This is a genomic window from Streptomyces sp. NBC_00012, assembly GCF_045040875.1.
Lineage (GTDB): Bacteria > Actinomycetota > Actinomycetes > Streptomycetales > Streptomycetaceae > Streptomyces.
Map to the genome: position 1 here is coordinate 259,653 of NZ_CP108309.1, position 25,878 is coordinate 285,530.

Genomic DNA, 25,878 nt, shown 5'->3' on the forward strand with positions numbered 1-25,878 from the left:
AACATAACTGTGAGAGTTCTTCTGCGGCCCGGGATGGGTTGCTGCCAGGCTCGACGCTTGTGATCCGGCATGACTCGAAACATAACTGGCGCCCCAGCGGCTGCCGTTCCCCCGAGATGTCTGCCGGACGCGGGCGTCGGCCTGGCCCACCCGTTGGCTTGATCAGCAGCTTGTCCGCCTTGCGGCGTGACTCATCACAGTTCCGCCACGCGGTGACTCCACCCAGGCCGACGCCACCTCCAGCCGTCCGCCCAGTAAGGAGAACAACCGCGTGGCCATCCTCGCAGAAGAAGTCGACGGGGTCATCGGCGTCGATACCCACCGCGACACCCTTGCGGCAGCAGCCGTCAGTCCCATCGGCGCCGTGCTGGCCAGCACCGATTCACCCGCCAACGCCCGCGGCTACCGCCGTCTCCTGGACTTCGCCCGCGAGCACGTCCCCGGGCGGCGCTGCTGGGCTCTGGAGGGTATCGGCAGCTACGGCGCCGGCTTCGCAGTCTTTCTCGACCAAGCAGGCGAGCGCGTCGTCGAGGTCTGCCGGCCCAAGCGGTTGCCCAATCGGGGCGGGCGCAAGACGGACATGCTCGACGCCATCCGGGCCGCGAAGGAAGCGCTGGCCACCGAGCATCTGATCCAACCCCGGCTTCGCGGCGAACGCGAGGCCCTGCGGGTCCTCCTTGCCACCCGTCATGGCGCTGTCCTCGCCTCCACGGCCGCGATCAACCAGCTCAAGGCCCTGATCGTCTCCGCGCCGGATGGGCTCCGAGCCGAGCTACGGAAACTCAAGCGTCCGGCCCAGATCGCCTACTGTGCTCAGCTTCGGGACCGTCCGGCACAGAGCCTTGAGCACCGGATGACGGCGCGGGCCCTGCGATCCACTGCCCAGCGCATCCAAGCCCTACAGGCCGAGGCCAAGGATCTCGAGAAGGACATCCACGCCCTGGTCGCAGACATGGCTCCGGAACTCCTCGACCTGCACGGCGTCGGTCCGATCACTGCGGCTCAGATCCTGGTCAGTTGGTCCCACCAGGGACGATTTCGTTCCGAAGCGGCCTTCGCCTCCTTCGCCGGCGTCTCACCTATTCCCGCATCGTCCGGACTCACGAACAGGCACCGGCTCAACCGCAGCGGAGACCGGCAGCTCAACCGGGCCCTGCACACCATCACCTTGATCCGCATGCGGCTCGACCCCGCCACGAAGGCGTACGTCGCTCGGAGGATCACTGAGGGAAAGACTGCCCGCGACGCGCAGCGATGCCTCAAGCGCGTCATCTGCCGCCAACTCTTCAAGACCCTCGAACGGATCGACCGCCCCGCACTCAGGAGCATCGTGGATCTTGTTCAAGCGGCTTGACACGACATAGCAGCCTCGGGGAAACCGCCATTGGAGGCACATGGTGCGACCTGCGGTTTTGCCTGGTCAGCCAGGTCTGGTGAATCACCACACCCGGTCATTGGAGGCACATGGTGCGACCTGCGGTTTTCCGTTTTGTCCACACCGGTCTTCGACCACACCCGGTCATTGGAGGCATGTGGTGCGACCTGCGGTTTTGTGGAATCGGCAGGTACGACCTCGATCTGTTCCTGAGGGGGTTTCGGCCGCTTGGAGATCTCGTAGCGCATGCCCGCGATCTGTCCTCCCTCGCCGCGCAGCCGGTAGGCGCGGATGTACCCGGCCTTGCGGATCAGGGCGAGCTCACGGCGTACGGCGTCCTCGCCCAGGGGCCGGCCGTTGGCGCTCTTCCACCCGAGAGTGCGGAACCAGCCGACGAGCTCGTCGACGCCGAATTCCTCACCGGCGGGCAGGAACCAGATGGCCTGGAGCACCGCGATGGTCATCGGCTGCCAGCCATGACCGAAGAAGGTCTCGTCCGTGATGGTGACTGACGGCTCGGGCTCGACGGCCCGTGCCCATGTCTCCCTGGGGCCCTGGGGAGACCGTGCGGGGCTCACAGCTCCACCTCCGCGGCGAGAAGGTGGGTGGGGCACACGGGCGCTGCGAGAGGGGGCCTGGCGGGACGGAAGGGGCCCGTGACCGGGGCGAGGTGCGGGCGGTACACGTACATGAGGGTGGTTCTCCCCTGGATATGGGGGAGTCGCAGAAGCGCTGTGACCAGTTCCGCAGAACTCTGTTTCCGGGCCCTCATGGCTTCCGGGAGTCGAGTCGCTTATTCTGTCCGATAGGTGACCACGGGGGCACAGCCCACGGGGAACACCCGGCGCGGTCACCGCGCTGCTTACGACTCAGGTTTTGGGTAAGGCCTGTGGAGTCGTACTGCTGGGAAGCCGTTCCTGTTGTGGCGACAGGGGCGGCTTCAGCATTTACGGGGGCTGCTGAGGCACGGTTCTCGTCTTCCTTCCGGTACGTTGCGCGCTAGCCGGCCAACGACGCGGCGAAGTCAGGGGCTACGGTCGGATGTTTTTCGGCCAGCCCCCGCATCAGCCGGGCATACGCCTTGCGGCGTACCCCCCGCGGCTCCGACTGGCCGTTCTCCCAGCGCAGCACCGCCAGAGGAGTCACATTCAGTACCTCCGCGACCTGTGCCTGCGTGAGCTGGTCCGCCTTGCGCAGGCTGGCGCGCAGATGTGGCGGAGGAAGGTCGGCCGGACGCTTCAGCAGCGCGTCGACCGCCTGCAGCATGTCGGTCATTGGTAATCCCGTCCGTCAACATGAAAGCGATAGAAAACGATAGGTGGGACTGTAGCGTTTCAGTGGGACGAAGGAAGGGCAATCGGCGGCGTGTCGCTGTGACTTCCTGCGGCCCCGGTGGGTGTGGACCGGGCGGTACGAGCCCCTCGGCGACACACCCACCAGGCAGGTCATGCGTAGGTGCGAAGCTCTCCGAGCAACTGCGAGAGCTCGTCCGGCGTCAGGCCGGCCGCGAGGGTACGGGCCTGTTCCTTTGCCGACGTTCCGAGTTGCCGGACCAGGAGGCGGCTGTGTCCGGCTTCGGAACCCTGGCTTCCGTCGTCCGCTGCGGCCGCATGCGTGTTGTCCGCGGACAACACGGCGGCGTGGACGGGGACATCTCCGGACTGTGGTGCCGAGGGGGCGGGGAGTGGCCGGCGCTGCCAGGAGCCTCGAGTTTGTTGTCCGCGGACAACACGGCGGCCGCACCCGCAGGCGGGGGAGAGGCGGCAGAGCCGGACGCAGCCGCTGCCGATTCCTCCTGCAGCGTGTTGTCCGCGGACAACACGCGACCCGGCGTCACGCTGTCCAGCGGTTTGTTGTCCGCGGACAACAAACCGTCCGGCAGCGTGACGGTGCCTGCTGCCGGTGCCTGGTCGGGCGTGGCGGTGCTCGCCGTACTCGCATCGTCCTGGGAAGGCTGAGGAGCGGGTACCTGCTTCTGCTGCCTGGCCTGCTGCAGCAGAGCCTTCTCCTCGTCACGGACCCGGGCCTCCTGCTCCCGGGTGTCCTTCAAGTAGGAGAGCAGCGATGCCCCGTCCAGCCCCGGCTCGTCCTTCAGCCGGCGCGCGAGCAGCCTGCCGTCACGCTCGGGCAGCGAACCCCGGCTGAGCATCGTCTGCAGTTCTTCTGGCAGCTCCAGGAGAGCGAGCTGGTTGGTCACCCACGAACGGTCGCGCCCCAGGCGCTTGGCCGCACGTGTCCGCGCGCCCTTCTCCGACTCCTCGCTGCACACCCGGACGAGCTCCAGCACACCGCGGGCCCGCTCGACGACGTCGAAGTCCTCGCGCTCCAGGTTCTCCTTGAGGAGATGGTCGACGAACTCCTCTCGGGAGGCCGCCAGGTCGTCGCGTACGACGAAGTCCAGCACGTCGAGCGCCACGTGCAGGGCGCTGCGGTAGCGGCGCTCGCCGTTGACCAGTACAAAGGCGGAGCTGCCGATCGTGTCCTCGTGCTCGGGCCAGAGCCTGAGGTAGGCATCCCGGGACACAGCCACGCAGGCGGCTAGCTGCGCGGTACGCAAGGTTGCGCCAAGCCGTCGCCCGACTTCTTCGCCCGCGTCCTCGGCGCTTCTCAGGCCCCGGCCCAGGACACCGTCTACGTCGGTGACCACCCGATGAACGACACCTTCCCGGCAGCGCGGGCCGGCTTGCGGACCGTGCACCTTCGCCGTGGGCCGTGGGGGCACTTGTGGGCGGCCGACCCGCAGGTACGAAAGACAGCGGACTGGGTGGTCGATTCGCTCATGGACCTGCCCGCGATCGTCAACGAGTAGCCGACAATTCCGAATTCCTACCTGCACAGTGACGGCGCGAGTACGGTCGGATCGTGCCTGCCGACTCCCCGCGCGAGGTCGGTGAACGTATCGCCACCCGCCGCCGCGCCCGCCGTCTCACCCAGACCGGTCTCGCCACTGCCTCGCACGTCTCCTACGCCACCATCCGGTCCATCGAGCGTGGCGCACGGCGGCCGAGCGACGATGTGCTCGAAGCGATCGCTGCCGCCCTTGAGGTGGACGCCACGCAGCTGCGCACGGGGTACGTCGGCACCGAGCGACGCGTCCATCGCGCGTTGCCGGAGCTGTCTGCGGTGATCGCCGGGTACGACATTCCGCAGGGACCTCCGAGTCGTGCGCCGGACGAGCTCGCGGATGCGGTCAACACGGCCGTGGGCTGGAGACTCGCAGCCCAGTACGGCCGGATCGCGGCAGGAATCCCCGACCTTCTGCGTGACGCCATTCGGTATGCCCATACCGCATGTGGCGCCGCCGAGCAGCAGGCCGCCGCCCGGATGCTGGCCGCTGCTGCTCGGACAGCGGACGCGATTGCCTTCAAGTACGGCGAGCGCGACCTGTCCGCCAGGCTGATCGACTTGATGCGCTGGGCAGCTGACCGCGCTGCGGATCCTCTCGTCCAGGCCGCCACGGCATACGTACGGACCGAAGTCTTCTTCGCAGCTCGCGCCCACCACGTCGGCCTCGCCGCATTGGAGCAGGCGATCGAGGCTGCGCCCGCGCCGTTGTCCCGCTCCGAAGCCGCTGCCCGCGGCACCCTCCGCATGCGGGCCGCCGTGATCGCCGGACGCGACGCGAACGCAGGCTCTGCCGACACTCACCTGAAGCACGCCCGGCAACTCGGCGATCAAGTTGCACGCGAGGGCGTCTACCTGGGCACGATGTTCGGCCCGGACTCGGTCCGTATCCACGAAGTGTCCGTCGCCGTCAGCCTCGGCCGCGACCACGTCGACCGCGCCCTGCGCGTAGCCACCGAGTGGAAGCCGCCCGCCGATCTGCCGGCCGAGCGCCGCAGCGGCTTCTACATCGAGTTGGCCCGTGCGCAGGAATGGGCCGGGCTTCAAGCAGATGCTTTCGAGAGCCTCAAGGTGGCCCGCGCAGCAGCCCCGCAGCACACCCGTGAGCACCCGTGGGCACGTGAAGTCGTCGGCAGGCTGCGACGGTTTCACCGCGCCGACGCAGAGTCCCTGTCGCATTTCGCCCTCTGGATCGGTGCCGTCTGACGGGCTGCTACACCTTGTAGCAGTTGTGCCTCTTCCCAGGAGCCACGCTCTATCTGTCCCAACCACACAGATAGAGGAGGGCCACATGACTGCCCCTGTGCTCGTCGAGGGCCGGGTGAGTATCGCTCGCCTCCATGGCAAAGCCTGCTGGCATTGCGGTGCTGTCACTCGCCGTTTCGTGCCGGCTGGATTCGTCGTCCTGCAGGGCCAGACCCGACAGTGGCCGATCGTCTCCTGCGGCTGCGCTCCCGCCGCTGCCCAGGGAGCCGACCGTGCCCACCCTGCCGAGTTCACCTTGCCGAATCCGGCGTCACTGTCCGATGCGCAGCAGCGCGGTGCGCACTGCGTCTGGTGCGGCACCCCGCTGGCCAGCGGAGCTGCGCACGACCTCGGGCCCCGCCCGGTCGATGCCCACGGCGTTTCAGTCGACTGGTTCCCCCGCTGCTGCCGAACCTGCTGGAAAGGCCACCAGTGATCACCCTGACGAAACCCGTCCGCTCACGCGGTGAAGAGGATTACCTCACCCTGGTGGGCCACACCTACGCATGCGCGGCCTGCCGCTGCTTGCCCTGCCCGACTGCGGCCAGCCTCACCCGCGCCTGGAGGGAAGCCCGCCGATGATGTGTGACCGCTGCCAGCAGCCCATGACAGCTGAGGAGTCGGAGAAGTACGAGGTTCTTGGCGCGACTGGCCCCGGTATCACCCTCCACGTGCACAAACGGCTGTGTGAACTGCCCGCCTCAGCGAGGCCGACACCGTACCCGCGAGAGTGGCGGTCCTGATCTCCCGTCCGTACCTGAGGCCGTCGGCGGCAGGGGTCCGGGCGGGTACTACTTGCGCACGAGGCCGGCGAGAGGGACGCCGATGTTGCATCGCCGAAGTCGGGGCGGTCGGCGGAAGTTGCACGGCCGGACTGGGCAGTGTTGAGGCGGTGCGGGTTGTTCTGATGCCCGCGGGGCGTGGGGACCTGGTTTCGCGTTGGTGGGGTGTGTGAGAGGAGCGAGGTGATGGGGGTCCAAGGGAATGCATCCGAGAGCGCGATGGGCGGCTGTGACTCGTGGCTACTCTTGGGCGGTGCTGCCGAGGGGTGTGTGCTTCTGTCGGGGGTGGCGCCCTGGTCGGGAAAGGTCGGTTTTGGCTTTGATGTCGGATTCTTTGAAACTGATTCAAAAGCGTCCCGGCTGAGGGAAGAACAGCAGGTCAGAGAGTCTGCTCCCCGCGCCCGCGGGGATGGTCCCCAGCGAAGAGGCGGCCCTGCCTTCCGAGCGGTCTGCTCCCCGCGCCCGCGGGGATGGTCCTGACATGAAGTCAGGCCAGCAGAAGCGGTTCGACTGCTCCCCGCGCCCGCGGGGATGGTCCCTGGCAGGTGACCAAAACTGACTCGGGTGGCTTCTGCTCCCCGCGCCCGCGGGGATGGTCCCAGCCCCGGCATCCACGCCGTGAGGGCGCCGGACTGCTCCCCGCGCCCGCGGGGATGGTCCCCAGCCCGCTCCGTTCGGCCTGCACGGTCTGCGGGGATGGTCCCACTCAGCCGGACACCCTCCTGCCGGACCAGGACTGCTCCCCGCGCCCGCGGGGATGGTCCCGGCCATGTCTCTGCGCTGTAGACCGCCGTCGTCTGCTCCCCGCGCCCGCGGGGATGGTCCCTGATCCGTTTCTCCGGTGGGGAGGTCGTCTAGCTGCTCCCCGCGCCCGCGGGGATGGTCCCTCGACGACGAATGGAACTCCACGCCCCGCCCCCTGCTCCCCGCGCCCGCGGGGATGGTCCCACCGCGACGTGCAGGTGCGGGTGCCACCCGTTCTGCTCCCCGCGCCCGCGGGGATGGTCCCGAGCAGCTGCCGCCGGTGGCTCCGGCACCGGTCTGCTCCCCGCGCCCGCGGGGATGGTCCCAACCCGATCAATGAAGGGACTCACCCCATGAACTGCTCCCCGCGCCCGCGGGGATGGTCCCTACGTCCCCGGTTCCTGGCTCACCCTGCGAGACTGCTCCCCGCGCCCGCGGGGATGGTCCCCCCAGAAACGCGAACGGCCCGGTGGTGGTTGCCTGCTCCTCGCGCCCGCGGGGATGGTCCCACCGCTCGAACCATCGGCTGGTGCATCGACACCTGCTCCCCGCGCCCGCGGCTCTCGGCGATGAGCTCGTGGACGTCCTCCTGCTCCCCGCGCCAGTGGGGATGGACCTGTCAGCGGGAAGACGAACTGGCCCGACTGTCTTCGGCCTGCCTCCGGACCGTCGCCGCTCATGACCACTACGCCCCTGCCCGGCTGCGGCCACGGTCGAGCAGGGGGTGGTTCTGTGTGCCCGGAGTACGGTGGTGACACACCTTCTGGCGGGGGTTCACATGAACGTTTCCATCGGAGACCGCATCCGCGCACTGCGCGAGTTCCGGGACATCACCCAAGAGCAGCTCGCCCAACGCGCCTCCGTGTCAGTGGACACCATCCGCAAACTGGAGCAGGGGGTTCGGGAGTCCGCGCGGATCAACACGTTACGCGGACTCGCCCGTGCCTTGGATGTCCAACTCGAACGCCTCGTAGGACAGCCCACCGTGACCCAGCAACTCACCGACGACGGCGGCGGCCTGATCGCCCTCCGTGACGCCATTCAAGACCCTGGCTCGCTGCCGGGCGTCCTCGGCGACGACAATCTCGAAGACCCGCCCAGCCCAGCGGAGTGGACCGCCCAGGTACAGGCGGCGACCAACAGCTACTGGGCTGGCGACTACTCCCATCTTGCCGCGGTTCTGCCCGGACTCCTCCGCGACGGCCAGGCCACCGCCCGTCAGTACGACACCGAGCAGGTATGGGCGCAACTCGCCCTCGCCTACCAGCTGGCCGCGTCCCTCTCCACCCAGTCCGGGCATCCCGACTGGGCGTACACCGCCGTCGAGAAGCAACTTGCCGCCGCCGCCCGAGCCTCCGATCCGCTCCTCGAAGGCATGGGTGTCTCCACCTTGTCCTGGGTACTGCTGCGCCAGGGCCGCTGGGAGCAGGCGCAGTCCGTGGCTGAGCGGAAGGCGGACCAACTGGAACCTGCGCGCCGACGGGCGACAGCGAATCAACTGGCCGTGTACGGCAACCTGCTGATCGCCGCAGCAACCCCGGCCGCCCGCAGTGACAACCACGACCAGGCCATGGAGCTGCTGACCCTGGCCGAGTCGGCCGCTGTCCAGTCAGGGCCCGTCCGCGCCTACGGCAGCGCGTTCTCCGTCACCGACGTGCGGACCCAGCGGGTCAACGTGGCGCTCGCCGGGACGACGGGTCGGCCGGACACCGCGCTGTCCGCCTCCGCGAAAGTGGATCTCTCGGAGATCAGCCGACCGGTGCACTCCGCTTCGTACCGGGTCGACGTCGCGCAGGCCCGATACCAGACCGGCGACAGTCCGGGGGCCCTGGAGCTGCTCCTGGAGGTCGAGGCCGACCAGCCGGAGTGGATCCGCTTCCAGACCCTTGCGGCCGCGACTGTGCAGGAGATGCTGGAGGCGGAGCGTCGTCGTAACTCGACTCTGCGCGGTCTGGCTTCACGACTCGGTGTTGACCCTGCCCTGTAGGTAGGACGCAACGTCCTACCTACAGGGCAGGCCCGCTGTCGGTTGGTGAACTCTGCCCCTGGGGTGTGATCGCGCGCTCTCATAGCGTGACTTCCATGCCGTGGCATCGGCCTCGTCAGGATTGGCCGGCACCGCAATCCACTCCTCTCCACAGCCCAGGGGTGCCCATGACCACCATTGACCTACCTCCCGTTCAGTCTCTGTCCGACGGGCAGCAGCGCGGTGCGTATTGCGTCTGGTGCGCGGTCGCGCCGGCCATCGGAATGGCGCACGACCTTGGGCCGCGTCCCATTGACGCGCACGGTACGGCTGCCAATTGGTTCCCTCGGTGCTGCCGTCGCTGCTGGGACGAACGGGCATCGTCCAAATGGGGATGCCGATCAAGGTGTACGAGGTGGACCGGCACGGACGGACACGCGTTGTCCGTCCGAAGACCGAGGTCGTCCCGCTCAAGGATCTGCCCCGGACATCCGCTTACCCATCCTGCGAGTGCGACCGGTGCGACAAGGGCACACCCCGCCGCAATGCAGGACCAACCCGCTACAGGAGGAACGGCACATGATCACCGCCATTGCGGACCCGCGGGAAGTCTTCCCGCTCGCGCCCGAAGGAACGCGCACCGTGCGCAGCGACGAGCCGCCGAGCAGCGCGCCCACCCGCCCGTGGGTCCTCCGGTTCACCCGGACCCCCGACGCCACCCAGGCCATCGTGAAACCGCAGGCCGTCTACGACAACGAGTTACAGATGTCCGTCGGCCTCTACGACGGGCCGCTCCCCTTCATGCAGACCCACACACCCACCATCCCGGACGGGTCCGTCGACAACCCGCCGCCGCTCGACGAGGGCCCGAAGGACTGACCCCATGCCCACCGTCCTCGTGATCGCAGCACGCGACGACTGGCCGACCGACCGCGTCGTCAAGGCGCTCACGGACGGCGGCGCGGAGGTGTTCCGCATGGACACCGCCGAGTTCCCACAGGAACTCACCCTTGCCGGGCGCATCGACGCCCGGCAAGGGTGGGCCGGCGGACTCACCACCGCCCACCGCGCCGTCGACCTCGCCGACATCTCCGCCGTCTACTACCGCGCCCCGAACCCCTTCGCCCTTCCCACCGCCATGTCGGAGCCCGAACGCCGGTTCGCCGCCGCCCAGGCCCGCGCCGGCCTCGGCGGCATCATCACCGCGCTCGACTGCCGATGGGTCAACCATCCGGCCGCCATGTCCCGCGCCGAGTACAAGCCGCTCCAACTCGCCACTGCACGGCAGGCCGGCCTGACCATCCCGCCGACGCTCATCACCAACACCCCGGACGCCGTCCGGGCGTTCGTCGGCGACGTCGGCGGCTCCGTCATCTGCAAGCCGGTCGCCACTCCCGTATTCGTCGAGGGCGACCAGCTCAAGACCGTGTACACCCACTGCGTAACCGAGGCCGACCTCGACGACCTGCGCGGCATCGACACCACCGCCCACCTCTTCCAAGCATGGGTGGACAAGGCACACGAGGTACGCCTCACCGTCGTAGGAGACCGCCTGTTCGCCGCCGAGGTCCACGCCGGCAGCGCCGCCGCTCACACCGACTGGCGCAGCGACTACGCCTCCCTCACCTACCGCACCACCACCACGCCCGACGACGTAGCCGAAGGCGTACGCCGCTACATGTCGGCCCTCGGTCTGCGGTTCGCCGCGATGGACTTCGTCGTCGGGCCGGACGACGAGTGGACGTTCCTGGAGGCGAACCCGTGCGGCCAGTGGGACTGGATCGAGCACGCCACCGGCCTGGACATCGCGAAGGCCATCGCCGACGAACTGCTGGGAGTCCCCGCATGAACGCTCCGACCATCGCCCAAGCACGCCCCTACATGGCCGGCCTCGCTGACGAACTGACCCGGTCCGGGGCGATCCGGACCTCTGCGTGGTCCCAGGCGTTCTCAAGTGTGCCCCGGCATCTGTTCGTGCCCCGCTGGTTCAGGCAGGAGACGAACGACCGGGGCATCGCCGTATGGCGCGAGCACCACGGCGTGACCACGGCCGACGACCTGTCCGCCGTCTACCGCGATCAGACCCTCGTGACCGCCCTCGACCCGGACACCGCCGAGCAGGTAGACGACACCGCATGGACCGGCATCCCCACCTCGTCCAGCACCCTGCCCAGCCTCATGGCCGGAATGCTCGAGGACCTGGCCGTCCAGGACGGCGACCGTGTCCTCGAGATCGGCACCGGCACCGGCTACAACGCCGCCCTGCTCAGCGCACGCCTCGGCGAACATCTCGTGCACTCCGTCGACATCGACCCCGACCTCGTCCGCACCGCGCAGGACCATCTGTCGTCCGCGGGTTTCACGCCGCAGCTCGTCCCCGGCGACGGAACCCGGGGCTACCCCACAGGGGACAGGTTCGACCGGATCATCGCGACCTGTGCTGTCCCGGCCGTCCCGGCTGCCTGGATCGAGCAGAGCAGGCGGAACCATCCTGGTTGCCGACGTCGCCCTCGGTATCGAGGGAGGGCTCGTCCGCCTGGAGGTCGACGAGCAGGGCCGAGCCCTCGGCCACTTCACCGCGACCGCCGGCCGATTCATGGCGGCCCGCAGCGAGGCCCGCACGTACGCAGTGCCGCAACGGCCCGAGCGCGCCGCCGAGACGGGCACGTGGCCGTCGCCCGTCACCGCCGCAGACGTGCGCAGCCACTACCCCTTCCGCCTGCTCCTCGCCCTCTACCTGCCCGGAGCAGAGATCGTGTACCACGTCGACGAATCCGGCGCCATGGCTCTCCAGATCCAGGGACCTGACGGGTCGTGGGCCCGGTTGCCTCTCGCCGGCGACGCCGTGAGCACGGTCACCTGCGGCGGCGACCCCGGCCTCCGGACCCGGTTCGAGGACGCATGGCGCTGGTGGAACGACTCTGGCCGCCCCTCGCACGACAGGTTCGGCTACGCCCGTGAGGCGGACGGGACCGCGTACGTCTGGCACATCCCGGATGGGACCCGTTGGGACATCCCTGTCTGACTGCCGAACGCTCCCACGACCGATGCCGTCCGCGTACGAGCGGTGGTACTGATCTCCCACTCGTGGCTGCATCATGCCGGTCAGCCACGAGCGGGCCTGTTTTCCGGGCTCGCGATGGTGGTGCCGGGAATGCTTTCGCTGGACGGCCACGCAGCTGAAGTCGGTGTGGTTGGTGGAATCGCACCGTGGAGGTTGGTGCGACCGGGGAACGTTGCTTCGTCGAAGTAGGGGCGGCTGGCGGAAGCCGCACTGCTGGATTGGGCAGTGTTGAGGCGGTGCGGGACGTTCTGATGTTTGTGGGCGTGGGAGATCTGGCTTTGCGTCGGTGGGGTGTGCGAGAGGGCAGAACTGACGTGGTGCCAAGGGAACGCATTCAAGAGGGCTGTGACTCGTGGCTACCCTTGGGCGTGGTGCCGAGAGCTGTGTGCTTCCGACAGTGGTGGCACTCTGGTGTGAAAGGTCAGCCTTGGGCTTAATGTCGGATTCTTTGAAACTGATTCAAAAGCGTTCCAGCTGAGGGAAGAACGGCAGGTCAGGGAGTCTGCTCCCCGCGCCCGCGGGGATGGTCCCCCCCGGCCCGCCGGCGCCGCCGCCCGTGAACGCTGCTCCCCGCGCCCGCGGGGATGGTCCCGGCTCCTCGGCCTCCTCGGCCAGGGCGACGCCCTGCTCCCCGCGCCCGCGGGGATGGTCCCTCAGAGCGTGCCGGTGGAGTGGCTGGAGGCGCCTGCTCCCCGCGCCCGCGGGGATGGTCCCATTGCCAGTGTGGAGCCGGATTTGGAAGCGAACTGCTCCCCGCGCCCGCGGGGATGGTCCCCGCTTCGACGTCTGGTCGCGCGGCTTCATGACCTGCTCCCCGCGCCCGCGGGGATGGTCCCCCGCTCACGGGCCGTCTGGCGCCGTGGGCTGCCTGCTCCCCGCGCCCGCGGGGATGGTCCCTGCCCCCAGGCACACATCGAGGACGGAATCGCCTGCTCCCCGCGCCCGCGGGGATGGTCCCGTCCTCCTCTGCTCTGTCTCTGCCCGAGCTGGCTGCTCCCCGCGCCCGCGGGGATGGTCCTTCGGCATCAGGCGGCAGCCTTTCGGAAAGGGACTGCTCCCCGCGCCCGCGGGGATGGTCCCTCGTTCATGGCGTCCTGGTCGGTCCTCCAGGACTGCTCCCCGCGCCCGCGGGGATGGTCCCTTGCCGTCAGTTCTCGTGCGTCGACACCCAGTCTGCTCCCCGCGCCCGCGGGGATGGTCCCGACGTGGGTCCTGCGGCCAGTGGCGGCCTCGATCTGCTCCCCGCGCCCGCGGGGATGGTCCCTCGCCGGGCCGGGGCGGCACGGTCCAGTCGATCTGCTCCCCGCGCCCGCGGGGATGGTCCCCCTGATGACCACCGAGTCGGACACCGCCGAGACTGCTCCCCGCGCCCGCGGGGATGTTCACCAGCGCCCCATCCGGAACGAGGGGGCGTGGTCGGTTTGTTGTCCGCGGATGTCGTCTGCCACGGGAATGTCAGGCGTTCTGCCACGTGACGTGTCAGTGCCCCTTAGGCCGTGTCTGATAATTGATCTTGTGGCTGGTCGTGGTGAGTTGACGGATGGGGCGTGGGAGCGGATAGGGCCGCTGCTCCCGGCGGTGGATGGCCGGGGGCGGCCCTGGCGGGATCACCGGCAGGTGATCGACGGAGTGTTGTGGCGGCTGCGGACCGGGGCGCCCTGGCGGGACCTGCCCGAGCGGTATGGCCCGCGGCAGACCGTCTATGAACGGTTCACCCGCTGGGAGGCCGACGGCACCTGGGCCAGGCTGCTGGAACACGTCCAGGTCCGCGACGACGCCATCGGCCGGGTGGAGTGGATGGTGTCGGTGGACTCCACCATCAACCGAGCCCACCAGCACGCCGCTGGTGCCCTGAAAAAGGGGAACCCGGCGAGGACAAGCTGGAAGATCCGCAACGGGCGGCGTCAAAACAGGCCCTCGGCCGGTCCCGGGGCGGGCTGACGACCAAGGTCCACCTGGCCGTGGACGGCCGTGGCCTGCCGCTGTCCGTTGTGGTGACCGCCGGAAACGTCAACGATTTCACCGTGTTCGACACGGTCCTGGACGCCATCCGGGTGCCCCGTGCCACCACGGGCCGCCCGCGCCGCCGCCCTGACCGAATCCTGGCCGACAAGGCTCACTCCTCCCTGTCCATCCGGGCCGGCCTGCGGCGTCGCGGCATACGGGCCACCATCCCCGAACGCGCCGACCAGGTGGCGAACCGGCACCGACGCGGCACCCGGGGCGGCCGGCCACCAGCCTTCGACAAGGAGCTCTACAAGAGCCGCAACGTGGTCGAGCGATGCTTCAACCGCTTGAAACAGTTCCGCGCCATCGCGATCCGCTTCGACAAACTCGCCGCCCGCTACCGGGCAGGACTACACCTCGCCTCACTCATCCTGTGGCTCCGCGACACCACACCATGACCATTTGACGGGCAGAAGCTGGTCGCCACCCCCGGCGAGACACGGTCTTGCCAGGGGTGCCGCGCTCAGAGCTAGGTCAGCGGGACCAGTGCGGGTCGCGCCCGGTGAACGCGAGAAGTCGCTCCGCGCGGCTCGCGCCCTCCTCCACGGCCAACGGCGGCGCGTACTTCCCGAACGAGTCGCGCACGAAGTCGACGGTCCTCGACGCGATGTCCTCCAGTGCTTCGGCCATCTCCTCGGTCAGCGGCAGGTCCTGCCCGGTAGCCCTGGCGATGTCCCAGGCATGAATTCCGGCGTCGAGCGCCGCGGCGGCGGTGCCCATGTTGGCCGGCATCGGCCCCATCGGGGTGGGCACACTCTCGGCGTCCCGCCCCGACTGCCACGCTGCTGCGGCTGCCTCCAGTACCGCTGTCAGTTCCGCGACTGGGTTGTCGGCTGTCGCGTCCGTGGGCTCGAACGGGTCACTCGCGGGCGCTACGCCCGTGATCTGCATGACCAGCGCCAGCTGGTCCAGGCGCGCGTGGTTCAGCACCTGACGCACGGTCCACTCCGAACACGGAGTGGTATCCCCCCAAGCCCCTGCAGGGACGCCACGCGCAGCGGCAAGCAGGTAGTCGTGCGCGTCAGCCAGCAGTTTGAAACCGTCGACGGTCATTCGTCGCCCTCCCGTAGTTCCAAGATCGAACCGTCACCATATTCATGCGGTATGGGGCGGGGATCACCGGGTGCTCCCGTCGAGCTGGGCGGGGACGCGGGAGGTCCGTAGTTCCTTGAGGTCAGGGATGTGGTTGTAGAGGGTGCCGACCGAGACGCCGAGCAGGGCGGCGATGGTCTCGATGCTGTTCTCGGGGTTGGGCAGCATGTCGCGGGCGGCGCGCAGCAGCTTGTCGTTGACGACCGAGGGCCGGCCGCCGACGCGGCCGCGGGCCCGCGCGGCGGCCAGGCCCTCGTTGGTGCCCTGCACGATCAGCTCCCGGATGAACTCCGCGAGCGCGGCGAACACGTGGAAGATCAGGCGGCCGCCGGGCGTCATGGTGTCGAGCTTCTCGTGCAGGGAGGTGAAGCCGATCTGGCGCTTGCGGAGTTCGGCGACCATGTTCACCAGGTCCTGGAGGCTGCGCCCGTACCGGTCCAGGGAGGGGACGACGAGGGTGTCCCCGGCTTGGAGGAAGGCGTGGCAGGCCTTCAGCTCGGGGCGCAGGTCGTTCTTGCCGGACTTCTTCTCGGGGAAGATGCGCCGGCACCCGGCGAGGGTGAGGGCGTCGAGCTGCCGGTCGAGCTTCTGCCCGCCGGTGGAGACCCGGGCGTAGCCGATGCGGATCTCGGTCGGACGGGACGGGAAGATGCCCAGGAGGTCGTCGTCGGCGCCGAGCGCGTCGGTCAGGGTGGTCACGGTGGGCAGTCTGCCCTCAAGTAACCAACGTTTTCTGAGGATCGGCCGACGATCACCGAAACGGGCTCCAGGGCCTTCAACAACTCCCTCAAAAACCCCGGCCACTCAAGAACACCCGGACACCCTTTGATGAGGGAGATGGGGCCGCCGGAGCCCGTCCGGCAGGATGCCGGTATGACAAACCGATACGGCGAACCCATACGCACGGCGCGCGAGACGACGTGCCCGAAGTGCGGCCGGAACGCATGGATGATCCATGTACGCGTGGTGGGCGACGTCGACGTCCGCCGCTGCGAGGAGTGCGACGAGGAGGTCGAGCTCGACCTCTGGGTGTACGCGAAGCCGAGCGAGGTCACACTCCCCGGCGCCGGGTGATGATCCGCTTTTAGCGTTCGGCGGTCCCGCACGCCACCGGTTCGCGCGCAGTCCACCCGGACGTGTGGATACGCGCGCATGTTCGGGCACGGCGGTTCTGCCACCACTGACACTTCGGTCCATGGGGAGAGTGTCGGCGGAGAAGCGCCGGGCGGCCGTCGAACGGCTGTCCCGGCTACGAGAGGACGAAGCACTTACGGCCGCGCACGTGCGTACGGTCGCGGAGGGCCTGGACGTCGCGGAGCGGACGGTGTGGCGCTGGCTCGCGCCGCCGAAGCCGGCCGCGCCCGCCGTCCGCGCGCGCTACGAGCTGAGCGAGACGGACCGGGACGCGCTCGCCTTCTACCGGGGCAACGTGGCCGCGGTGGTCCGCGCCCGGCGCGCGGTCACCGACGGAGACGGGACGACGGCCGGAGCGCGCGTGCCCGACTTCCTCGCCCAGGGGTGGGCCGGCGCCCGGACCGTTCCCGAACGCACCCTGTACCGGGCGTTCACCACCGGCCTGGCCCCGGCGGAGCGGGCCGCGTGGAAGTCCGGGGAGGCGGGGCGCCGGGCGGGATCGGTCTACCTGCGCCGCCCTGACGCGCTGCGCGGCCGGTGCTGGGAGATGGACCACAAGCAGCTCCTGATCCTGGTCCTGCCACCGAAGGGCAAGGCGCTCGCGCCGTGGATCACCACCGTGGTGGACGACGGCACCCGGGCCCTGCTCGGCTGGGCCATCGCCGTGACCCCGACCTCCGGCACGGTGCTCACCGCGATGCGCATGGCGCTCACTCACGAGCCGGACCTTTCGCCGTTCGGCGCGGTGCCCGAGCTCGTACGGATCGACCGCGGCCTGGAGTTCGCCGCCGGCGCGGTCAAGGAGGTCCTCGGCGGCCTGGCCGTGGTCATGCACCGCCTCCCCGCGTTCCAGCCGCATCGCAAGGGCAAGGTCGAGAGGCTGAACCTCACGATCGAGCAGATGCTGATCTCCCAGCTCCCCGGATTCACCGGAGGCCCGCGCGACGCCGGCGGCCGCCTGTACGGACCGGTCAAGGACTCCATCGCCGCCCAGCGGGCCGCCGAGGGCGCCGCCGACGGCCAGGGCCCGCTGCGCATCGAGCGGTTCGTCAAGAGGTTCGCCGACTGGGCCCACTGGTACAACACCGCCCACCGCCACCGGATGCTCGGCGGCCGCACCCCGCTGACCGCATGGCAGGAGGACACCATGCCGCTGCGGCGCATCGGCGCCGACCAGCTGCGCCACCTCATGCTCGCCGCCACCGACCGCATCATCCAGAAGGACGGCATCAACTTCCGTTCCTTCTCCTACGTCGCCCCCGAGCTGCACGGGCGCGCCGGACAGCGGGTCCAGATCCGGTACATGCCGCACGACGACCGGACCATCGAGGTCTACCTGGGGACCGAGCACCTGTGCACCGCCTACCCGAACGGGCAGCTCACCCCGGCGCAGACCGAGGCCTTCCGTGAGCACGCCCGCGCGGAGGCCGAGCGCCTTGGCCGGGAGCGGCGCCGCGCCTCCCGCCAGGCCCGCCGCACCCTCGCGCCCATGACCGGTGACGGCACCCCGCCCGCCGAGTCCCGCCTCGTGCCCACCGGGGAGGGCCGCTCCCGCACCCAGCGTGAGCGCGACCAGGCCCTGACCGCCAGGGCCAGTACCAGCCTGCTCGGAGTGACCGACCCCACCGCAGGCACTGTCACGTTGGCTGGCCAGGTGGGATGATCTTCGGGTTGATCATGGTGGAGGGGGTTGTCCGTGGGCAGTACGCCGCCGCCGTACAAGGGGCACCGGTACCCAGTCGAGATCATCGCGCACTGCGTGTGGCTGTACTTCCGCTTCCCGCTCAGCCTCCGCGAGGTCGAGGAGCTGATGCTGCAGCGCGGCGTGATCGTCTCCCACGAGACCGTCCGCCGCTGGTGCGCGAAGTTCGGCCAGGCCTACGCCAACGGCCTGCGCCGCCGGCGACCCCGGCCCGGCGACAAGTGGCACCTGGACGAGGTCTTCATCAAAATCAACGGAGAGCAGAAGTACCTGTGGCGAGCCGTCGACGCCGACGGCAACGTGCTCGACATCCTCGTACAGAACCGGCGGGACACCGCTGCGGCCAGGCGGTTCTTCCGTCGGCTCCTCAAGGGAATCGGGGCCGTGCCGAGGGTGGTCGTCACGGACAAGCTCCGTTCCTACGGCGCGGCCCACCGCGAGGTCATACCCTCCGTCGAGCACCGTGCCCACAAGGGCCTCAACAACCGGGCTGAGAACAGCCACCAGCCCACCCGACAACGCGAACGCGCCATGAAAGGCTTCCGCTCCGTCGGCGGAGCCCAGCAGTTCCTGTCCGCGTTCAGCGGCATCTCACCCCACTTCAGGCCCCGCCGCCACCTGATGACCGCCAGCGAATACCGCACCGAGATGACCATCCGCTTCGCCAGCTGGGATCAGGTCACCGGCGTCACCGGCCTGCCTACCGCGGCCTGAGCACGGAGCCGGAACCCGGCCCCACCACACCCGACACACCATCAGGCACTCACACCCTCAACAACGTGACAGCGCCCTCCTTGCAGATCTCAAAGGGGGAAGGCGCCATTGTCCCCGGGGCGGGCATCCCGAAGGCCTGCCCGCAGGCAATCACCGACATGGTGTTCCTCCGGCCGGTGCCCGCGTGGAAACCGACTCAGTACGATCGCTATCTAGCCTTGCCGCAGCCCGCGCGACGTCTGCCCAGACACCGGCCTGCTCCGGCTGTCGTACGGGCAGGCCCGCGCCCTGCTGGATGAGCACACGGCCGTCGGTGGGGTTGTTGGTGCGGGCTGGGGTCTGCACGAGTACCGGCACTCCGGCCTCACCCACCTCGGCGAGGCCGGGGCCAGCTTGCCCATGCTCATGGCGAAGTCGCGGCACAAGAAGCCGGAGAACGTCCGCCGCTACTTCCACCCCTCGGCGGAGGCGATCGCAGAAGTCACGAGCCTGCTCGCGCCTGGCGACAGTCGACGCTGAGCCCGGCTCGGGCGTCAGCCCCAGGTGACTGCGCGGCCTGTGGCTGCGCAGTCCAGGGCTGCCTCACGCGCCCGAGTCTGTGTCGGAGTCTCGGATCCTGCGTGCCTCTGCAGGTTTTACCCAGCCCCGAAGACCCGTCCCAGCTTGAGCATGAACATGGAACTTTGGAGGTTATTCGTGGCGAGTAACAGGTGGTCCCCGTGCTGATAGGGGTCTTGCTCGTAGAGCACCTGCCACAGGGCAACGGCCTCCCGTTCTATCTCGGCCGCCTCCCCATGCTTGCCTACTGCGGATAGCGAGACGCCAAGGCTGATCAGGGCGAGCGCGAGCAGGTGACGGTACTGCTCGGCGTCCTGGGCATAGAGCACCTGGCACTGCTGGACAGCTCTCTGCCGGGGCCTGAGAGCTTCTTGCGGCCGCCCTAGTTTTTCTAGGTAAATTCCGAGGTTGTACAGGGCGGACGCGTACATGAACTGGTACCGCGGGCCCTGCTCGTGCAACTTCCGATACTGATCAACTGCTTCCCGCTGCGGACCGAGTGCCTGATCCCATCGGCCCAGTGCGGACAATGAGACTCCGAGGTTGTACAGGGAATCCGCAAAGTGGATCCGGTGCTCGGGATTCTCCTGGTACACCTCCCGCCACAGCCTGACGGCCTCCTGGGTATGTTCCAGTCCTTCTTCGACTTGGCCGCTCTCACTGAGATAGGCACCTTGGTCGAAGTGTGCGATAGCCCGCTTGGCGGGGTCGAGCTGGTGGTGGCCTGCGTGGGCCATCTGGCGTTGCGTTAGCAGGAGCCCGGTGGGGTTGAGACGGGCGTGTGGGTACGGCAGGACCGCGTAGATGGCTTGGTAGAGGTCCCAGTCATCCCGGAGGCCATTGACGAGGCGGTCGGCGATGCGGCGGATCTCGGCGGCTTGCTCGTCGGTGCGGGCAGGGTCGGTCACGGCCCGCACCAGCACGGTGGCCGCGTGCGGGGCCGCTGGCAAGGCCAGGTCGTCCAGGAGAGCGGCCTGGGCCTGTTCGGCGTCAGCAGCCTCGGCCTGAGCGAGGATGCTGATGATGAGGTGCTCGGCAAGGCGGTCCGGCTGGAGAGCTGAGGCCCATGTGTCTTCGCCAGGCTGGGGCGGGTAGACGGCCCGCAGCCATCGTGCTGCAGCCGCGTCCGGCGGCAGCACAATCTCCGCTTGATCCTCCAGGGCCTGCCCCGCGCGGCTCGCAGCCGTGAGGGCCTGGTCCTTGTTGTAAGTACCCAGCAGGGCGGCGGCTGCGACCAGCATTGCGCGCATCTGCGGTGCGAGTTCCAGGGTGAGGCCGACCTGGCGTGCCTTCTCCGCCCAGTACTTGTCCTCGTGCCGCAGCAGTTCATCGAACACTTCGCTGATCGGCACTTGCCCGACGTCCCTCTGTTCGATGTGATGCCGTTTGGCGCGCAGGACGGTGACGAGGGCTCGCGCGGTCACGTCCAGTACCCGTGCACCGTTTTCAGGACTATCAACCCGTACACCAGGGGCGGGTGAGGGAACGTTCAGTTCTCGGGCGAAGTCCTCCACGGCGGCGTCGAACAGTTCCTGCGGCGTCACCGCTGGGTCGGTCAGGTCGGCATTGCTGTATCCGGCGCGCAGCAGGTAGCCGATGTCGCCGGGGAGACGCTCCAGTTCCTGCCACCAACGGCCGGCGGTGCGGGCCAGCAGTAGCACCCTCACCTTGCCGGTGGTCCGGTAGGCGTCCTCAAGGAGATCCTTCATGCTGGGGCGGGCCTCGGCGTAGTCGACGACGAACAGCAGGGGGCGGTCCGGGTACAGTGCGCGCTGCCTGCTGATGCAGTGCTTCTCCTGGTCCTCGCGATGAAAGACCGTAGTGGATGCCCAGCCCACCTCTTCGTCGGTCGGCAGCGCCGCGAGCGCGTGTTTGAGTTCTTCGGCCAGGCGGCTCTTCCCGACGCCGCCTGGACCGGTGATCAGCCGGAACCGGACGTCGGCCGGGTGTTGGCTGTCCCGGGTCTCGCACCAATGCAGCAGCTGGGCAAGGTCTGCGTCGCGGCCCATGAAGTGCACAGTCCTACGCAGCGGATGCAGCAGCGCAGCTCGGCTCTGTGGTACCCAGGGCTCCTGGTCCGCGGCCTCCCTCTCCCGAAGCTCCTGCGGCGGGACATGTCTGATGTATGTGCCGCCTGCTTCGACGATGACGGGGTTGGTGGCGCCGCTCTGGTCGATGACCTTGCTGCCTTCGCCGACCGCGTTGTGGTACGCGTCCCGGCCGACAGCGAGGCCGCCACGGTCGGCAGATACGTCCGGCCGGGTACCTCCTGAGCTTCCGTCCTGGCCCTCCCGGTCGCCGCGGTTGCGGGAACGGAAGGGCGTCACGGGATCTCCCTGCGGCTGTTGTCGCGCGTCGCGTTGTCGCGGGTGTTGCCGCCGGCTGCGACCCCACCGTCGGTGGCTTCCACGTCCGCGACGGGACCGTAAAGCGCCGGCGGGTGAAGGCTGGCCGAAGCAGCGGGGCCGGTGACGACAGAGCCTGCTCCGGTCGCGTTCCCGGTGGCGTCACCGCCTGCGGCAACACTGCCTGGACCGGTCGCCTTAACCACAGGCCGCCCGCCTCCGCTCGCGCCGGAACCCGAAGAAGAGCGAAGGGCCAAGGCGCTGACGACGGACAGGGAGAAGCTGCCGACTCCGAAGACGCCGCCGACCACGCCGCCAAGCTGGTCAGCCACTTCCAGGCCCTCGCTGAACGCCACGATCGTCAGCACGAGCAAGGCCAGCCCGACGAACAGTCCCACCCACCACCAGTGACGTGCTGTCATGATCCCCTCCTCCGAGTCCGGCCCCTCTTGCAGCCGTTACTCAACGGGCCGTCCGGATATGGACGACTTTCCTCCATCACGCAGGGTAGAAGCTCGGAGCTGTCCCCCAAGGGGGAATCTCCTCACGTTCCTACCCCAGCTTGCTGGCTGCCTACCCGATGACGGGGTGAACACCCACGGGTGGTAGAGGGGGCGGCCCCGGACTCCCGCTGAGCGTTTCCGGGTGCCGAGCGGGGTGTCGCTGGCGTACCAGGTCGCTCCGCACTCCAGGCACTGGAACCAGGGGTGACGGTGGCCGTCCATCAGGGCCCGCGCGCCTCGCCGCCGGCGTCAATCGCTTCCGGGCCCATCTCACCCGCCAGGCCCTCGTACGGCAGGCCGATCCGCAGTACAGGCGCGACCGCCTGCTGCCAGCGGGCAGCTCGGTGCCGCACTGGCTGCACCGCCGGACGTTCCTCCTGGCCATACCTCCAGGGTCCTCCGGTCCGGCGGTGGGGGCCAGCGCCGATCATTCCTCGTCGGTGGCATCCGGGTCGCGCAGCGGGCGCATCCCGCCGGGAAGGTCGGGCAGCTGGAACGAGTAGCGGCCGAGCATGTTGATGTGCTGCCGTACGAACGGCGAGAGGCGGGCGACGTCCTCGTCACGGACGTCGAAGCCGTCCGCGCGCAGCTGGTTGACCGCGCTGGCGGACCTCCAGAAACTGCGCTGAACCGCCGCCGGCGAATGGTGTGTCGGTGAGGAATATCGGCGATGGTGACGGTGCCTTGCCCTTGGCACGGCCGACGGAGGCGAGCCCGGGGAGCGCCCGGTCCAGCTGGTCGGCATCCCTCGGAGATGCGCTTGGTGGCGTGTCGTTTGTAGGAGCGGGCGCGGGCGATGGCCCGCAGACGGCGCTTCCCAGGAACTCGACCACGCGTCGTGGTCGCAGTAGGCGATGCCGAGGATCTGTGGATCTCGGTGTGCCTTGTGCACGCGCTGCCGGGGTAGCCGAAGGGCGGGAAGACGCGCTGGGGCCCCGAAGGCCCGTGTGGCGGGCATAGGTTGGTGCCAGGTGATCACCAAGGGGGTTGGCGTGACGGGTCGGGATCTGCGGGCGCTGTTCAGTTCGAACGACCGGCAGCTGGGCGTCGAGGAGGCGTTCACGAACCGGCATGGCCAGTGGCAGCTTGCGGCAGCAGCGCTCACCGAGCACCTTCAGCACATCTCCGCCCCCGGCTTCGACGTCGAGGACCTCGAAGCACCTCGGCGTAACCTGGTGGTCTTCCACGGCGTGGGCGGCATCGGGAAGTCGACGCTCTCCCGGAAACTCGAAGCCGCTCTCGCCGGATCCGAGGAACGCCCCTCCCAGTGGGGCGAGCCCACCTGGCCCCAGGCCCGGATCCTGCCCATACGGATCGATCTCGCCCGCGCGGCCGGCACCGACTTCGAACGCGTCATCCTCACCATCCGCCTCACGCTCGCCGAGCTCGGCCGCCCCCTGCCCGCCTTTGACCTCGCCCTGCGCCGCTACTGGGAGCACCAGCATCCCGGCGAATCCCTGGAGGAGTACCTGCGCCGCGGCGGCCTCGCCTCCCGGGCCGGGAAGGCGCTGCCGCAGCAGATGCAGTCCGCGCTCGCAGACGTCGCCCAGGCGCTGCTCCTGCCCGGCACCGTCGGGTCCGTCGTCGGCGAGGTGACTGGCTCACTCGTACGGGCATTGCGCGAACACCGGCAGTCTGTACGTGCCCTGGCAGGGTGTACGCGTCTGGCCGACCTCTTGCAGGCCGAGCCCGACGTGGACGCCCTGTCGTACTACCCGCACCTGCTGGCCTGGGAGCTCTCCCGGCTCCCGGCCGACACGCGCGTCGTGCCGGTGGTGCTGCTGGACACCTTCGAGGACACCGGCGACCGCACCCGCCGTGATCTGGAGCGGCTCCTGCAGCGCGTGGTGTGGCTCATGCCGAACGTGTTCTTCGTCATCACCGGACGCTCCCGGCTGCAGTGGGCCGAGGAGGGGCTGCAGGGGCAGCTCGACTGGACCGGCCCTTCGGCATGGCCGGGCCTGGCCGCCCACGACATCCCCCTGCCGCGCCCTGCGGGCGCCGGAATAGGGCGGGGGCGGCAGGTCCTGATCGGCGACTTCAGCCCCGAGGACTGCGAGGGCTATCTCGCTCGCCGGCTGACCCGCGACGGCCGGCCCCTGATCAGTGAACCCGTACGTGCTGTGATCGCCGGCCGCTCCCATGGCCTGCCCCTGTACCTCGATCTGTCCGTGATGCGGTTCCTGGAGATCCGCCGCACCAACCGCACCCCGGAGCCGGCCGACTTCGACCACGACTTCCCCGCCCTGATCGCCCGCACCCTGACCGACCTCACCCCCGACGAGCGGCACGTCCTGCGCTCCGTCGCCCTGCTCGACTCCTTCGATCTGAACCTGGCGACCCGGGCCGCGGGCATGACCCACGAGGCACCCGCAATGCGCCTGACCGAGCGCCCCTTCGTCCGGGAGAACCCGTTCGGGTTGTGGCCCTTCCACCTTCACGGGCTGATCCGCTCCACCATCCGCACCGCCGACGACCACGCCGACGACCGGTGGTCACCACGCGACTGGCAACAGGCCGCCCACCGCGCCTTCGCCGCCCTGGGCGAGCAGTGGAACAACGGGACCGGCCAAGACCGCATGCTGCTGACCGGGTGCCTGCGCCAGGGCCTGGCCGTCGCCCGCGACTTCCGCCTCGACCTCGGCTGGCTCGCCGACGCCGCCTGGGCCTACGTCAGCGACTCGGTATGGGAACCGCTCACCCCCGCCGCCCGGCCAGAGCCGACCGGCAGCCTGGAGACGGCCGCCGACGCCCTGGTGGAGCTGCTCAGTGCGCTCGCCCGCCGGCAGCACGAGCACCGCGACCGCACCGCCGACCGCCTCACCGCCGTCACCCAAGCCGGGCTGCTGCCCGCCGACCTGCACGAAATGGGCGTCTACTACCTGGCCAAGGCCCAACGCGACCTCGGACGTACCGGTGCCTCCCGCCAGGGAATGCAACTGGTGGCCGACGGCGGCGGCCGGCTCGCACCGGCCGCCCGGCGCGGCCTCGCCCACCTGGCCCGCCTCGACGGCGACTTCCCCGCAGCGCTCGCCGCCGCCGAAACCCTCGGCCGGGAAGGCCGCCACCACCGCGTCATGGGCGATCTGTGGTGGGTCCAGGGCGACATGAACCGCGCCGCCACGGCGTATGAAGCCGCCCGCAACGATGCCGAACACCACGGCGTCGCCGGTGAACGGGCCACCTCCCAGGCACAGCGAGCGTTCGTCCTCGCCTTCACCGACCCCGGCCGGGCCGACGACGAACTCGAACTCGCCCAGCAGCTGCTGTCCGGGCTCGACCTGCGCGCCACCACACTGACCACCCAGATCGCCGCCCTCGCACGCGACGCCGGAACCGACCCCGACCTGGAACACCGGGCCCGCGTACTCCGTACCGAGATCAGTACTGCCGGGCTCGGCACCGCACAGGTCACACTCGAACTGGCCATGTGCTTCCACCACGCCGTCCTCGGCGCCGATGACGAAATGACCGCCACGATCGCCCGGCTACACGACCTCACCCGAGGCGGCACCTACACCTACTACGTCGACATCGCCCACTTCATGGCAGGCCTCCCCCTGACCAGCCCCTCCCCCACACACTGGCTGGACGGACAGACACGCACCCGTGAACAGTGGCGGGCCCTGGTTACCGCCCGCCGCGAGCAACAGGCCGGCTGACACCCGGCGGCGTCCACCGTCGGCAGGCTTCCAGGCTGTCTGCGAAGAGTCTGGTAGTCGCACTCCCCTCCGCGTACGTCACGGGCGCGGGGGCGGTGACCGGGGAGTTGTCATGCGTGGTGATCCAGATGTTCTGGACGA

General features: G+C 69.3%; 17 protein-coding genes, 5 pseudogenes and 3 CRISPR repeat arrays. Of the genes and pseudogenes, 14 read left to right on the forward strand and 8 right to left on the reverse strand.

Going from position 1 to position 25,878, the window contains the following annotated elements; genetic code table 11:
• Positions 1-271 precede the first annotated feature (271 nt).
• Complete coding sequence (locus OHA19_RS01320; protein ID WP_405720531.1) at positions 272-1,354, forward strand: IS110 family transposase; 1,083 nt, start codon at positions 272-274, stop codon at positions 1,352-1,354.
• On the opposite strand, the gene OHA19_RS01325 is transcribed toward OHA19_RS01320, so the two are convergent.
• From OHA19_RS01325 to OHA19_RS01335, 3 genes are all read right to left on the reverse strand, one after another.
• Positions 1,342-1,839 (reverse strand): hypothetical protein, encoded by a 498-nt coding sequence (locus tag OHA19_RS01325; protein WP_405749100.1) that lies wholly within the window; start codon positions 1,837-1,839, stop codon positions 1,342-1,344. The genes OHA19_RS01320 and OHA19_RS01325 overlap by 13 nt on opposite strands.
• A gap of 535 nt (positions 1,840-2,374) precedes the next feature.
• The gene (locus OHA19_RS01330; RefSeq protein ID WP_405720846.1) at positions 2,375-2,650 is read right to left on the reverse strand and encodes a helix-turn-helix domain-containing protein; all 276 of its coding nucleotides are present in this window, start codon (positions 2,648-2,650) and stop codon (positions 2,375-2,377) included.
• A 220-nt stretch (positions 2,651-2,870) separates the two neighbouring features.
• Positions 2,871-4,022, reverse strand: coding sequence for a ParB/RepB/Spo0J family partition protein (locus tag OHA19_RS01335; RefSeq protein ID WP_405720843.1), 1,152 nt, complete (start codon positions 4,020-4,022; stop codon positions 2,871-2,873).
• On the opposite strand from OHA19_RS01335, the pseudogene OHA19_RS01340 reads away from it, so the two are divergent.
• The 8 genes and pseudogenes from OHA19_RS01340 to OHA19_RS01375 all read left to right on the forward strand — a co-directional run.
• Positions 3,933-4,184: pseudogene (locus OHA19_RS01340) on the forward strand (HAD family hydrolase); the annotation flags it as partial. The gene OHA19_RS01335 and the pseudogene OHA19_RS01340 overlap by 90 nt on opposite strands.
• A gap of 53 nt (positions 4,185-4,237) precedes the next feature.
• Complete coding sequence (locus OHA19_RS01345) at positions 4,238-5,425, forward strand: helix-turn-helix domain-containing protein (protein WP_405720840.1); 1,188 nt, start codon at positions 4,238-4,240, stop codon at positions 5,423-5,425.
• A gap of 1,209 nt (positions 5,426-6,634) precedes the next feature.
• A CRISPR array of direct repeats spans positions 6,635-6,908; the repeat unit is 29 nt; unit sequence CTGCTCCCCGCGCCCGCGGGGATGGTCCC.
• 74 nt (positions 6,909-6,982) lie between these two features.
• A CRISPR array of direct repeats spans positions 6,983-7,499; the repeat unit is 29 nt; unit sequence CTGCTCCCCGCGCCCGCGGGGATGGTCCC.
• A 269-nt stretch (positions 7,500-7,768) separates the two neighbouring features.
• The gene (locus OHA19_RS01350) at positions 7,769-8,977 is read left to right on the forward strand and encodes a helix-turn-helix domain-containing protein (protein ID WP_405720837.1); all 1,209 of its coding nucleotides are present in this window, start codon (positions 7,769-7,771) and stop codon (positions 8,975-8,977) included.
• 558 nt (positions 8,978-9,535) lie between these two features.
• Positions 9,536-9,835, forward strand: a complete 300-nt coding sequence (gene tgmA, locus OHA19_RS01355) for a putative ATP-grasp-modified RiPP (protein ID WP_405720834.1) — start codon at positions 9,536-9,538, stop codon at positions 9,833-9,835.
• A gap of 4 nt (positions 9,836-9,839) precedes the next feature.
• On the forward strand, positions 9,840-10,805 hold the full coding sequence (gene tgmB / locus OHA19_RS01360; protein ID WP_405720831.1) for an ATP-grasp ribosomal peptide maturase: 966 nt from the start codon (positions 9,840-9,842) through the stop codon (positions 10,803-10,805).
• A 338-nt stretch (positions 10,806-11,143) separates the two neighbouring features.
• Positions 11,144-11,371 (forward strand): annotated as a pseudogene (locus OHA19_RS01365) (methyltransferase domain-containing protein); the annotation flags it as partial.
• Between the two features lie 22 nt (positions 11,372-11,393).
• Positions 11,394-11,981, forward strand: a complete 588-nt coding sequence (locus OHA19_RS01370) for a hypothetical protein (RefSeq protein WP_405722230.1) — start codon at positions 11,394-11,396, stop codon at positions 11,979-11,981.
• A 541-nt stretch (positions 11,982-12,522) separates the two neighbouring features.
• Positions 12,523-13,406: a CRISPR direct-repeat array (repeat unit 29 nt; unit sequence CTGCTCCCCGCGCCCGCGGGGATGGTCCC).
• Positions 13,407-13,535: 129 nt separating this feature from the next.
• A pseudogene (locus OHA19_RS01375) lies at positions 13,536-14,444 on the forward strand (IS5 family transposase); the annotation flags it as partial.
• 57 nt (positions 14,445-14,501) lie between these two features.
• On the opposite strand, the gene OHA19_RS01380 reads toward OHA19_RS01375, so the two are convergent.
• Positions 14,502-15,080: a TIGR03086 family metal-binding protein gene (locus OHA19_RS01380; protein WP_405720828.1), complete on the reverse strand. Its 579-nt coding sequence runs from the start codon at positions 15,078-15,080 to the stop codon at positions 14,502-14,504.
• Between the two features lie 63 nt (positions 15,081-15,143).
• Positions 15,144-15,809, reverse strand: a complete 666-nt coding sequence (locus tag OHA19_RS01385; protein WP_405722149.1) for a recombinase family protein — start codon at positions 15,807-15,809, stop codon at positions 15,144-15,146.
• A gap of 258 nt (positions 15,810-16,067) precedes the next feature.
• Between OHA19_RS01385 and OHA19_RS01390 the strand changes: the two genes are divergently transcribed.
• The 4 genes and pseudogenes from OHA19_RS01390 to OHA19_RS01405 form a co-directional block, all read left to right on the forward strand.
• Complete coding sequence (locus OHA19_RS01390; protein ID WP_386963227.1) at positions 16,068-16,193, forward strand: hypothetical protein; 126 nt, start codon at positions 16,068-16,070, stop codon at positions 16,191-16,193.
• Between the two features lie 121 nt (positions 16,194-16,314).
• Positions 16,315-17,916 (forward strand): Mu transposase C-terminal domain-containing protein, encoded by a 1,602-nt coding sequence (locus OHA19_RS01395; RefSeq protein ID WP_405720825.1) that lies wholly within the window; start codon positions 16,315-16,317, stop codon positions 17,914-17,916.
• 33 nt (positions 17,917-17,949) lie between these two features.
• Entirely contained in the window at positions 17,950-18,669 is a 720-nt protein-coding gene (locus OHA19_RS01400) for an IS6 family transposase (RefSeq protein WP_405720822.1), read from the forward strand.
• Positions 18,670-18,894: 225 nt separating this feature from the next.
• Positions 18,895-19,188: pseudogene (locus tag OHA19_RS01405) on the forward strand (site-specific integrase); the annotation flags it as partial.
• 116 nt (positions 19,189-19,304) lie between these two features.
• On the opposite strand, the gene OHA19_RS01410 reads toward OHA19_RS01405, so the two are convergent.
• From OHA19_RS01410 to OHA19_RS01420, 3 genes and pseudogenes are all read right to left on the reverse strand, one after another.
• On the reverse strand, positions 19,305-21,554 hold the full coding sequence (locus OHA19_RS01410; RefSeq protein ID WP_405720817.1) for a tetratricopeptide repeat protein: 2,250 nt from the start codon (positions 21,552-21,554) through the stop codon (positions 19,305-19,307).
• Positions 21,551-21,994 carry a hypothetical protein gene (locus OHA19_RS01415; RefSeq protein ID WP_405720814.1) on the reverse strand — a complete coding sequence of 148 codons (444 nt, stop codon included), beginning with the start codon at positions 21,992-21,994 and terminating at the stop codon, positions 21,551-21,553. Before OHA19_RS01415 ends, OHA19_RS01410 begins: the two co-directional genes overlap by 4 nt.
• 508 nt (positions 21,995-22,502) lie before the next feature.
• Positions 22,503-22,679: pseudogene (locus OHA19_RS01420) on the reverse strand (Tn3 family transposase); the annotation flags it as partial.
• A gap of 388 nt (positions 22,680-23,067) precedes the next feature.
• Here OHA19_RS01420 and OHA19_RS01425 point away from each other — a divergent pair.
• Positions 23,068-25,737, forward strand: a complete 2,670-nt coding sequence (locus tag OHA19_RS01425; RefSeq protein ID WP_405720812.1) for an ATP/GTP-binding protein — start codon at positions 23,068-23,070, stop codon at positions 25,735-25,737.
• Positions 25,738-25,878: the final 141 nt, after the last annotated feature.

Bases quoted from the DNA above. Each gene is read 5' to 3' on its own strand.
- OHA19_RS01325 (WP_405749100.1), bottom strand. From the start codon at position 1,839: ATGACCATCGCGGTGCTCCAGGCCATCTGGTTCCTGCCCGCCGGTGAG.
- OHA19_RS01330 (WP_405720846.1), bottom strand. From the start codon at position 2,650: ATGACCGACATGCTGCAGGCGGTCGACGCGCTGCTGAAGCGTCCGGCC.
- OHA19_RS01350 (WP_405720837.1), top strand. From the start codon at position 7,769: ATGAACGTTTCCATCGGAGACCGCATCCGCGCACTGCGCGAGTTCCGG.
- tgmA (WP_405720834.1), top strand. From the start codon at position 9,536: ATGATCACCGCCATTGCGGACCCGCGGGAAGTCTTCCCGCTCGCGCCC.
- tgmB (WP_405720831.1), top strand. From the start codon at position 9,840: ATGCCCACCGTCCTCGTGATCGCAGCACGCGACGACTGGCCGACCGAC.
- OHA19_RS01380 (WP_405720828.1), bottom strand. From the start codon at position 15,080: ATGACCGTCGACGGTTTCAAACTGCTGGCTGACGCGCACGACTACCTG.
- OHA19_RS01390 (WP_386963227.1), top strand. From the start codon at position 16,068: ATGATCCATGTACGCGTGGTGGGCGACGTCGACGTCCGCCGCTGCGAG.
- OHA19_RS01395 (WP_405720825.1), top strand. From the start codon at position 16,315: ATGGGGAGAGTGTCGGCGGAGAAGCGCCGGGCGGCCGTCGAACGGCTG.
- OHA19_RS01415 (WP_405720814.1), bottom strand. From the start codon at position 21,994: ATGACAGCACGTCACTGGTGGTGGGTGGGACTGTTCGTCGGGCTGGCC.